At 49.8% G+C, this 10464-nt stretch carries 6 protein-coding genes; 3 read left to right on the forward strand and 3 right to left on the reverse strand.

Going from position 1 to position 10464, the window contains the following annotated elements:
* Nucleotides 1-41: 41 nt before the first annotated feature.
* The 3 genes from VGK02_12425 to VGK02_12435 all read right to left on the reverse strand — a co-directional run bounded on the left by VGK02_12425 (nucleotide 42) and on the right by VGK02_12435 (nucleotide 7710).
* Nucleotides 42-2783: a SpoIIE family protein phosphatase gene (locus VGK02_12425; GenBank protein HEY3375843.1), complete on the reverse strand. Its 2742-nt coding sequence runs from the start codon at nucleotides 2781-2783 to the stop codon at nucleotides 42-44.
* Nucleotides 2784-3066: 283 nt separating this feature from the next.
* Nucleotides 3067-4806: an NAD+ synthase gene (locus VGK02_12430; GenBank protein ID HEY3375844.1), complete on the reverse strand. Its 1740-nt coding sequence runs from the start codon at nucleotides 4804-4806 to the stop codon at nucleotides 3067-3069.
* A gap of 57 nt (nucleotides 4807-4863) precedes the next feature.
* On the reverse strand, nucleotides 4864-7710 hold the full coding sequence (locus tag VGK02_12435) for a GAF domain-containing protein (protein HEY3375845.1): 2847 nt from the start codon (nucleotides 7708-7710) through the stop codon (nucleotides 4864-4866).
* Nucleotides 7711-7980: 270 nt separating this feature from the next.
* Here VGK02_12435 and VGK02_12440 point away from each other — a divergent pair, with 270 nt between their 5' ends.
* The 3 genes from VGK02_12440 to VGK02_12450 form a co-directional block, all read left to right on the forward strand.
* The gene (locus tag VGK02_12440; protein HEY3375846.1) at nucleotides 7981-8559 is read left to right on the forward strand and encodes a Fe-Mn family superoxide dismutase; all 579 of its coding nucleotides are present in this window, start codon (nucleotides 7981-7983) and stop codon (nucleotides 8557-8559) included.
* 71 nt (nucleotides 8560-8630) lie between these two features.
* Nucleotides 8631-9128 carry a hypothetical protein gene (locus tag VGK02_12445; GenBank protein HEY3375847.1) on the forward strand — a complete coding sequence of 166 codons (498 nt, stop codon included), beginning with the start codon at nucleotides 8631-8633 and terminating at the stop codon, nucleotides 9126-9128.
* A gap of 275 nt (nucleotides 9129-9403) precedes the next feature.
* A partial coding sequence (locus VGK02_12450) for a methyl-accepting chemotaxis protein (protein ID HEY3375848.1) occupies nucleotides 9404-10464 on the forward strand: 1061 nt, incomplete at its 3' end.

A 10464-nucleotide genomic window follows, 5' to 3' on the forward strand; every position in this document is an offset into this window, starting at 1 on the left:
GCAGGTTAACCAGGTGGCTTAAGTACAATATACAGTCATTACTAGCGATGCTTAAGAACCAGAATCGCAATATCGTCTTCGAGTTTACCTTCAGCAAATTCGAGGCAAGCCTGGATTATGGCGTCTGCAACACCTTGCGCAGACTTTGCCGCCGATTTTTCAATTACACTTATCAGGCGCTCCTCACCGAAGAATTCATGCCCCCGCCGTGCCTCGGTAGTTCCGTCGGTAAAGGTAACAAGCATACTTCCGGGGGACATGTGCGCAACTTGTTCATGGTAGTTATAATTCGTGAGCAAACAGAGAGCGGGGTCTGCGCTCGGTAGCTGAAAACATCCATTCTTTTGGCTGTCAAAGTGGCAGGGATGTGGGTGCCCGGCATTTGTGTATACGATCTGCCCGGTTTCATAATCATAGACGGCGCAAAATACCGTTACGAATGTGCTTTTACCAAGTTGCCTGCTAAGCGATGAATTCGCTTGTGACAGAGCAAAACCGGGTGATGGGTATTGGTAAAGAAAAGTCCGGATGATGCACTTAACCATTGCTGTTGCCGCCGCCGCTTCAATGCCCTTGCCACTGACGTCTCCTATAGAGATCGCATATTTGTTGTTAGGTAGAGCAATAACATCATAGAAATCACCGCCGACTTGCGCTTCTTTGGTTGACGATTCATAAAAAGCGCCAAGCTCGGTATTCTTAATAGGCGGCAATTTCATTGGCAAAAGACTTCGCTGCAGGGCTTCGGCGATATGTCGTTCACGCTCAAGCTCAGTTTTCGTCTGCATGTACAGCTGCGCATTCTGGATCGCTATAGTTGCTTGCCCGGCGATTCCCTTAGCGATCTCGATCTCGTGGTTGGTAAAGTGGTGGGTGTACCGGCTGCCAAAACACATTACTCCGAGAAGCACATTGCCTCGCATCAGGGGCATGACCAGAGCTGATTCAGTTTTAATGCGGTCAAGGAAATTGTGAAACTCCGGAGATATCGATGGGTCGCTTTTGTCCGCAACTACCAGAGTGCCGTTCGTAAGCTTCATAGCCTCAGGACATTCCTTAAATAGCTGAAACCGCATCCCAACCGGCAGAAGCGCACCGTAGCTCGTCGCCATGACCAGCTCTTCATGGGCGGGGTCGAACATACCAATATTAGAATGGTCGAGGCCGGTGCTCTTGACCGCGGCGTTAACAAGCTCATTGAGTGTTTCTTTAATATCGAGCGAGCGGCCGATTGTCTCCGACGCTTTGAGAAGTATGTGAGATGTCCCAAGCGACTCCTGAAGCTGTTTATGCAGAACAGCATGCTCGATGGCAACCGAGGCCTTGGTGGCAATCGCCTCGATAAGGCTCTGATGGTACTCATCGATAACCTTATCAGATGACAGGAAGCAGACGCCTATGACAGCTGTCACTTTGCCATTCGTGAGTACAGGCACCAACAAGAACCCCCGGGGACTGCTTTGTGAGGCTACATCTTTTATATTAGTCGATGCTTCTTGAATCGTTGTGCGGAGCCGCACACTGTTCTTAACCATATCGTTGGCGACTTTAGTGCAACTTGCAATGGTTTCCTCGGGCAGTTTGTATGAGCTGAGTGCTTCAATTCTGCCGCTCTGCCTATCGATAACACCGGCAAATCCGGCATCGGCACCTGAGAACTCTGCTGCATGTTCTGCAATCTTAGCCAACAAATCATCGAGATTGAGCAGCGAGGTAATCTCAAGCGTAACCGCACTGAGCTTTTCAAGGTCCTGGGCTCGCTCAAGAAGCTCGCGTTCTGAAGCCCTAACTTTGCTAAAGAGGCGTGCGTTTTGCACGGCGATTGCAGTTGGATGCGAAATAGTCGATAGGAGCGAGGCATCATGCTCATTGAATTTCCTGGTTGGGGATGTGCTCATAACCGCAACGGCGCCAAGTACTTCTTTATCAAAGAGAAACGGAGCTGCAATGAGGGCTTGAACGCCGTATTCGACGAGAGGGCTAAAGCGGCCACGCGACTGATAGTCATTGATGATCGTGGGCTTTTGGGATAGCTCTACGACTTCAAAACTTACTTGTATGAGCTCTTTATTTTGCTCTTTAATTGCTTCAGGAAGCCCATAAACTTCAAAGTTAGTAAGCTTCTGCAAACGCTGGTCGTAAACCCCGATAACACCGGCGTTTCCTTCAAGCAGCTTGGTTGCTTGCTCGATGACGTTATGGAGAACGTCCGGCATCTCAAGGCTCGACGTTAGTTGCAGCGTGGTTTCGTTTATCGCTTCCAGTTCACGCAGGGCGCGTTGTTGCTCGTGTTTGGCTTCTATGTGGTGAGTTACGTCATGTATTATTACCTGCACGAGCGGTCTTCCGTTATCAGGAATCGTCGAGGCGGCTAGTTCAACGGTCGCCACGGATCCATCCTGTTTCCTAAGCTGAAAGCATGATACCGTTTGTGTAAAGCCCTTGGTGATTGCTTCCTCGAATGTCTGCTTTGCTTGAACTGGATCGAATGGCAAGAGTTTACTTACCTTCAAGCCTCTAATACCGGCCTTGCTATAGCCGGTAAGTTTTTCACCGCGCCGGTTAATATCGATAATTGTCCATCCGTTTGGGTCAACAAGATACATTGCCTCATTTGCGTTTTCAAACAGGTTGCGATAAAAAAAGTGCCTTCGCTTTCTATGTGGCCGCATGACCGTAAGACTAAAAATACATAAACCAAGTAGACCGAGCAGTGGGCGGGCAAGAGAGGCCCTTCCTTCCTTAATGCCATTTTTGCCGGGCTTCACAGAAAAAATTTTCATATACGCCCCGTTTAGATTAGCATAACGGATATATGGCCATCACGCTTAACTTATACCCGCCTAGACCACTTCAAAACTACTGTACGATGCGAACAATGGCTGATGTCGCGTTAACGCTCCAGGAAAAAACTATACTTCGGCCACTCGCACCATCCATCGGATACATTGGGGGAACGCTCATGCTTAACCAGGGAAGCCCGACCGATACGAGGTTTGCAGATCGTAATACTACCGCTATCCTATAAGCTAACGATAAACTTGAGGCTCAGCTTATCCAGGCTGGTTACGGTCGTTCACGGTAGGCGTTAGTGATCGGCATGCGCCGGTCCTTACCAAATGCGCGCCGGCTGATCTTAATACCGATCGGTCCTTGGCGGCGCTTATACTCGTTTTGATCGACTTTCAGGATAACCCAGCGCACGTAGTCGGCGGGTAATCCTTCAGCGATGAGGTCGGCCATACTTTTCTCCGATTCAACATAGCCTTTGAGAATCGTATCGAGAATCGGGTAGGGTGGAAGTGTGTCGACGTCTTTCTGGTTAGGCTTAAGTTCGGCCGAAGGCTCTTTTGTTATAACTCGCCCCGGTATTACCGGTCGAGCCTCGAGAGAATTCCTGTATTCAGATAGCTCATACACTGTTGTTTTAAGGACATCCTTAATGACCGCAAAACCGCCGACCATATCACCGTAGAGCGTGGTGTAGCCGACAGCGATTTCACTCTTGTTGCCGGTTGCGATAACCAGCCAGTTAAACTTATTAGAAAGCGCCATGAGAATCATGCCTCGGGTTCTCGGCTGCATATTCTCTTCCGTAATATCCTCCGGCAGGCCGTCAAATGCTTCAGCAAGAGATGCTTTCATGGCGGCAAACGCCGGCTCGATTGAGATATTAAGAAGCCTGAAACCGAGGTTTCGAGCGAGCGCCTCTGCGTCCTCAACGCTTTCTTTTGACGAGTAACGGGACGGCATGGCAACACCTACCACGTTATCTGGGCCAAGCGCATCTGCGCAGATAGCAGCGGTAAGAGCTGAGTCAATGCCCCCGCTTATGCCGATCACGACCGTTTCGAAGCCGTTTTTACGCACATAATCATGCAGGCCGGTCTTGAGCGCTTCGTAAATCTCGGCAACCGGCGCCAGCTTAGGCTCGATCATAGCGCCGGCAACCTCTTGTACCGGCGCTACTTCAAAGTCATCGATAGCATATTCGGCCACCGGATCAGCGCCAATTCTGCGCATCCTTTGCCTGCGCTTCGGGTCGAAGAGGTGCTTTGATGATACAAGTGAGAGATCAAGATCGACTAAAACCAGGTCTTCGGCAAATTGGCGACCGCGTGCGATGATAGTGCCGTCCGGCCCCGCAACGAGGCTCTGCCCGTCAAAGACAAGCTCATCCTGCCCGCCGACAGTATTTACATACGCTATATAGACCTGGTTGTCGTATGCCCGCATGCCGACCATTTTTTCGCGCAGTAGGCCTTTCTGGCAATAGTAGGGGGAACTCGAGATATTAACTACCAGCTGACAGCCAGGCTCGAGCGCCTGCTCGTTGGTCGGGCCTTCGGCAAACCAGATATCCTCGCAGATATTAACGCCGAAGGTTAAACCATCCGCTCGAAATACCGGAATCTCCGTGCCGCGCTGGAAGTAGCGCTGCTCGTCGAATACACCGTAGTTTGGCAGGAATATTTTGTGGTAGTTGGCGATAAGCTTGCCGTTGTAGAGAACGGCCGCGGTATTATAGAGGTCATCGGTCATTTGCGCATGTCCGACGATCGCGATAATACCCTCGGAAGCCGGCAACAGCGACGCGAGAGTTGCCTTCATGTCCTCGATGAACTTAGGTTTTAACAGTAAATCTTCGGGTGGGTAACCGCAGAGGGCAAGCTCAGGAAAGGCTACAAGTTGCGCCCCCGCTTGTCGTGCCCGCTCGGTCCGACCGGCTATCTTCTCCGCGTTGCCCTTGAGATCGCCGACGACAGTATTAATTTGTGCTAGCGCTATTCTGATTGTTCCAGCCATAATTGAGTTATCGACGTAATGTGCCCCGCCTTTGACCTTTTATATCTCTCTAGGATGCTACTGACAAGAAGTGTTGTCAACCAACTCCTTGACTACAACGATTGCTATGTCATCGGTTAAATGACCGTGCGAAAATTGGAAACATGCATCGATTATGTGATCGGCAATACCTTGAGCAGGCTGGTCAACACTCTCAAGCAAGACATTTTGCAGGCGTTCTTCGCCAAAAAATCCGGCTTCACTACGGGTTTCCAGCACTCCATCGGTAAACGCTGTGAATATATCGCCAGGATGCATGGTTATCACGCCTTCGCTGTAGCTATAGTCGTCGATAATCGCCACAGCAGGGTCGTTTGTGGTCAGCGCCGAACACGTTTTGTTCGCATGGTTCAGCAGGCAGGGGTAGGGATGACCGGCATTCGTAAATGTCACCGAGCCGGTTGCGGGATCATAAACCGCGCAAAAAACCGTTATAAACACGCCGGGTTCAATTTGCCTTCTTACGACTTTGTTTGCTTCAGTCAAGGCGTATGCGGGAGACGGGTTCTCGTACAAGTATGACTGTAGAACATATTTAATCATTGATGTAGACGACGCGGCCTCGATACCCTTACCAGAAACATCGCCGATTACCATGGCATATTTACCACCAGTGTTGAAGATATCATAGAAGTCTCCGCCGACGAGCGCTTCTTCTGTCGCCGATAGGTAACGCGTTCCGACATCCATCTTATCGATTTTAGGGATGCGAGACGGCAACATACTCCGCTGTAGCGACTCGGAGATATGCCGCTGTGTTTCATAGAGACGGGAGTTCTCAATTGCGACGCCGAGTTCATTGCCGATCGCTTCTAACAGCGTCGCGTCGGTTTGCGTAAACTCACCGGGCCGGCGGCTGCCGAATGCCAAGACCCCGATAACTTTGTTTTTAGATTTAATCGGGGCCCCTACCAGGCTAAAGAACCGGTCGTATACGAAAGAGGCCTCAAACCCGGGATGCTCGGCAAGGTTTTCAATTATGACCGGTTTCTGCTCTTTGGCGACAATGCCGGGCAGGCGCTCTCCGACAGGTATTCGGCGGCTCTTATCAACAAACGGTTGGCTTAAGCCCTTGTCGGTCACCATGACCAGCTCCTGGCGCGCTTCGTCAAGCATGAAAATCGCCGCGCCGTCTGCATCTAGTAGTTCGGTTAAGCTATCGATTGCGGTATTGAGTAAGATATCGAGCTCAAGTGTTTGCGATAAGGCATTCGAGAGGTTGTTAAGGATAGACAGCTCTCTTGCGCGACTTTGGGCTTCTTCTTCAGACTCCCGTAGGCTCTCATAAAGCCGTGCGTTCTCGAGCGCTAGCGCAGCGTGGCGCCCCAAACCTCCAAGAATTGTGACATCGCGTTCGTTAAACCGCTTGTCGGGATCTTTACTTGACACCCAAAGCGTACCCATAACCCTGTGACGAAACCACAGCGGTACCATGGCGGTTGCCCGCAACCCGGCTTCTGCAAAGACTTCTAACTTTTGATTAAGTTGCTGGTAATCATCGACGACGAGCGGCTTACCGCTCGCGATAACAATGCCGGTCATCCCAAATCCGGTCTGAATCTGAATTGTTGTCAGTACTTCCGGGAGATTATAGACAAAGGGATAGGTCAACGAGCCGGTTCGCTCGTCGATAAGCCCTACGGCTGCAACGTCTGCGCCCGTAATCTCGGACGCATTCTCAGCTATGCGGTACATGAGATCGTTTAAGTTAAGGCCGGCGGTAATATCGAGCGTAACCTCGAGTAAGGTTTGCAGGTCTTTGCTGCGCTCGCGAAGTTCGGCCGAAGATCTTCTCAATGTCGAAATAAGCCGGGCATTATCAGCGGCTACAGCAGCTTGGCGCGCAAGTGCGCTTATAAGCTCTATCTCATGACCGGTAAGCTCACTGTCGTCCGGCTCGTCTATTATGATGCTTCCAATGGCATGGTTGCCGACGGACAAGGGAATTATTAGTGCGCGGGAAAAGCCCAGCCGTTCCTTTGTTTGCTGTGATGCTTTGGTGATGACGGGGATTTCACTTTCCGACGTCACATCGGTTATTGGCTTAAATACCGAGCAAAGTTCGGGCCCGAAAGCTTCACATGGGTAGCGCGTGCTGGTCGAGACACTATTCTCGTGTCCCGCAACAACGTCAAGCATCGTGTCCCGGGGGTTGTAGAGCAATACCAGGTTGCGCTTCCCCCCGGTAACGTTGGCCGCCATATCTGAGAGCTTTTGCATAATTTGGTTGACGCTAAGAGATGAGCCGATCATGCTCGAGGCGTCGAGCAAAATACGTGCTGTGTTAAGAGCCTCTTCGGTCTCTCGTTGGTGTTTTCGTTGTAAATCATAGAGTCTGGCATTTTCGATGGCGACAGCAGCTTGTGCAGCTACCGCTTCAAGCAAGCGGGCATGATATGCCGTAAATGAGCGTTCAGGAGATGTTGTGTATACCCATATCGAGCCGATGACCTGTTGTTTGCTAAAAACGGGTGTTGCTAAAACCGCTTTTATACCAAACCGCTCAAAGGCGTCGATCTTATTCTCATATGCCTGGTAGTTGTTGACGATAACGGTTTTTCGGGTCGTAATCGCCTCGTAAAAAACACCTTTGCCGGGGGGTATCGGTACAGTAGTTAAGCTCTCGGGCAAATTATACGAGTACCGCTTAACGACCGAGCCTTCATGATCGACGAGGAAGATGATCCCTGATCCTGCATCGCAAAGACTCACCGCATGATGAATAATTTTTCGCAGGAGCACATCAAGATCGAGCTCAGATGATATATCCGTCATAATAGAGAGAAGCGCCTTAAAATCTTTTCTAAGGTGCCACGGTTCTTCGATACCGGGTTGGTTTTGAAAGGGCTCAAAAGGCTGTTTCATGCCATGTGCCTCCGGCTGCGTATATCGAACCCTTATAGCGGGTTTGACTTCTTGACGTCATGGTTATACCCATTTAAGCTCGCATTTACGCCAACCGGTAGATTGATCGGCCGGCGAGGTCTAAGTCTTCGTCATTGCATTGCTATGAAATCATGTGCCTTTTATATATCTCACAACTCATGAATGATTAAAAAATTGAGAAAATGGAATATAATAACGTACCAAGCGTATCAGCACCGGGCGCTTACAAACATGTGAAAGGGGCCAGATATGACATATTCGGCGAGAGATTTTAGCGGTCTTATCGGAATGGAGGGCTTTAGCGAGGTGCTCCTAACCAATCACTTTACACTGTATCAAGGTTATGTGACCAATACAAACAAGCTCCTTGGAGATACCGCGAAGATGGTGGTTGAAGGCACTGCTGCCACACCTGAATTTGCAGAGCTTAAGCGCAGGCTCGGCTGGGAATTCGACGGTATGCGTCTTCATGAATACTATTTCGAGAATCTGGGGGGTGCGGGTGAGCTTGACAGTGGCAGCAAGCTTACCCAGAAAATGACTGAGGACTTCGGTGGTTATGATGCCTGGGAGAAAGAATTCAGGGCAGTAGGTGCTATGCGCGGTATTGGTTGGGCGGTTCTCTATCAGGATATTGTCACCGGCGGATTGATAAATTTCTGGATCAACGAACATGACGCCGGGCACTTAGCCGGAGGCAACCCCATCCTTATAATGGACGTATTCGAACATGCCTACATGCTCGATTATGGGATCAAACGGCCTGACTATATTGAAGCGTTCTTCAAAAACATTAATTGGGATGCGGTGGAAGCAAGGCTCCGGTAGCGCCTTCACGGCTGGAATTAGCGGCCTGTCTGTCGACAGGCGCATTGCAACAGTGTAAGATAGATAATGCTATGAAACTGCGATTATATATCTTCTCCATCGTTATCCTGGCGATTTTGGTAACAGCATGTATAGCGCGAAACGATACCCGGCATACGCAGTCAGGCGGTTCCACGCTGAAAGCAGCGAATAATATTGCGCAGGAGCAAACGAACACCGGGAACGCGGCAGCTGTAGCTCCCGAGCAAACAGCTACCAGCCAGCAGGTCGATATTGTCTCGATGCCGTCACCGGTCTATCCCGGTTCCGCCATAACCGTGTTCGCTAAAGCAACGCCCGATGCGACATGCACGGTCCAAGTCGGGTACAGGGGCGGGAAAGGCGAAGAAAAAGCGTTTGTCGCAAAGCAAACCGAGCAAAATGGCCTGGTATCATGGACATGGCAGATAGACAGTTCTGTGCCGTTTGGCATATATCCGATAACGGTAACAGCACAATCAGGCACCGGGGAACCGGCGGTTGTACAAAAATTTATCGATATAGAATCAAAAGCACAGTGCAACAAGTGAGAGACTAAAAAGTAGAACGGTCGATTCTACAACACTTTAGGAACAGAGCGAGGGTATAACAACCCTCGCTTTTCTTTTACCACAAGAGTAACTATAGCGTTACAAGCGCTATACCTATCACGCAACGTTGTGCTCGCCCTATCAGGCAAAACCAGGCATAAAAAGAATTGCAAACGTTTACAGATTCTTGAAGAATTCGTAAAGATAGCTGTTAAGCGTGCCGATATCCTTACCATGTAAATACGCAATATTTCGTACTAACGAGAGGAACGGCAATGAAATCGCTTGGCAATATGCTTCGCAACTTTAAAATAGGGAACGTCCTTTTGATTGCAATAACATCTATGGTTATTCCTGTTTTAATCCTGGGCTTTGTCGGGTACAGCGGCATCGTTTCGGCTGATAACGCCTTGGATACGCTCGAGCAATACAGCGCAGCAGGCACGGACTACGCTAATCTCAACTATTACGTTCAGCGGTACCGCTCAAACATTTTGAGCTTGGTGTACCTGAAGGACAAAGGGTTTGTGGAGAAATCCGTAAAACGCTCGGCGGACATATCAACCTGCATCGCTAACCTAAAAAAGGAAAAGTTCGATCAAAAAGCTTTGGAGGCCATCGAAAAAGAGTGGGTTGCATATCGTGCAGCGTCAAAAGATATTGTCGATCATTACACCGATAGCAGCTATGTTAAAAAGCAGTTTCCGGTAATGCTTAAAGTAGAGCGAATGTTCTTAGATCACCTATATGATGGCGGCCTTGGTAATTCAGCCCAAGCTGCCGGGGTGAAAGTAGTAGATACCGCTCAGGCACGTGCAACAAGCGCAAGCGTAGAGATATTAATCGCGACCCTATTGTCGCTGGTTATGGCAGGAGCAATAATCTTACTTGCCAAGCTATTCCTTATAAATCCGTTACGTACCTCGAGCATCCGCCTGATGGAGACTTCTAAGAAGCTTTCAGGCTCTTCGCAGGAGCTTGCAATAAACTCCGATGGGATGAATCAGACCACCGAGCAGATAACTTCTGCTATCAGCCAGGTTGCAACAGGTGCCGCCGAGCAGTCGAAGGGCTCTGCCGACGCTGTCAGCATTGTCAATTCGATCGCTCAAGCTATCAGCCAGGTCGCCCGGAGCGCACAATCACAGGTGCAAAGCGTCAACGAAATGGCAACCGGTATCGACGGTCTTGTATCCTCAATTGAAGAAGTCACCGCAAGCGCCAACGAGGTAGCAGACGTAGTCGACTCAGCCTCATCTGTCGCAACCAAAGGCAAAGGCGCCGTCGATGACACCGTCTCCGGCATGGAGCGCATCAAAGAGACCGTTCTTAGCTC

The organism is Candidatus Aquicultor sp., assembly GCA_036504445.1.
In the GTDB taxonomy this organism is placed as follows: Bacteria; Actinomycetota; Aquicultoria; order Aquicultorales; family Aquicultoraceae; genus DASXVE01.

What these genes read in the sequence shown, in the direction of transcription:
- VGK02_12440 (HEY3375846.1), top strand. Translation starts at nt 7,981, where the DNA reads ATGACATATTCGGCGAGAGATTTTAGCGGTCTTATCGGAATGGAGGGC.
- VGK02_12425 (HEY3375843.1), bottom strand. Translation starts at nt 2,783, where the DNA reads ATGAAAATTTTTTCTGTGAAGCCCGGCAAAAATGGCATTAAGGAAGGA.
- VGK02_12430 (HEY3375844.1), bottom strand. Translation starts at nt 4,806, where the DNA reads ATGGCTGGAACAATCAGAATAGCGCTAGCACAAATTAATACTGTCGTC.
- VGK02_12445 (HEY3375847.1), top strand. Translation starts at nt 8,631, where the DNA reads ATGAAACTGCGATTATATATCTTCTCCATCGTTATCCTGGCGATTTTG.
- VGK02_12435 (HEY3375845.1), bottom strand. Translation starts at nt 7,710, where the DNA reads ATGAAACAGCCTTTTGAGCCCTTTCAAAACCAACCCGGTATCGAAGAA.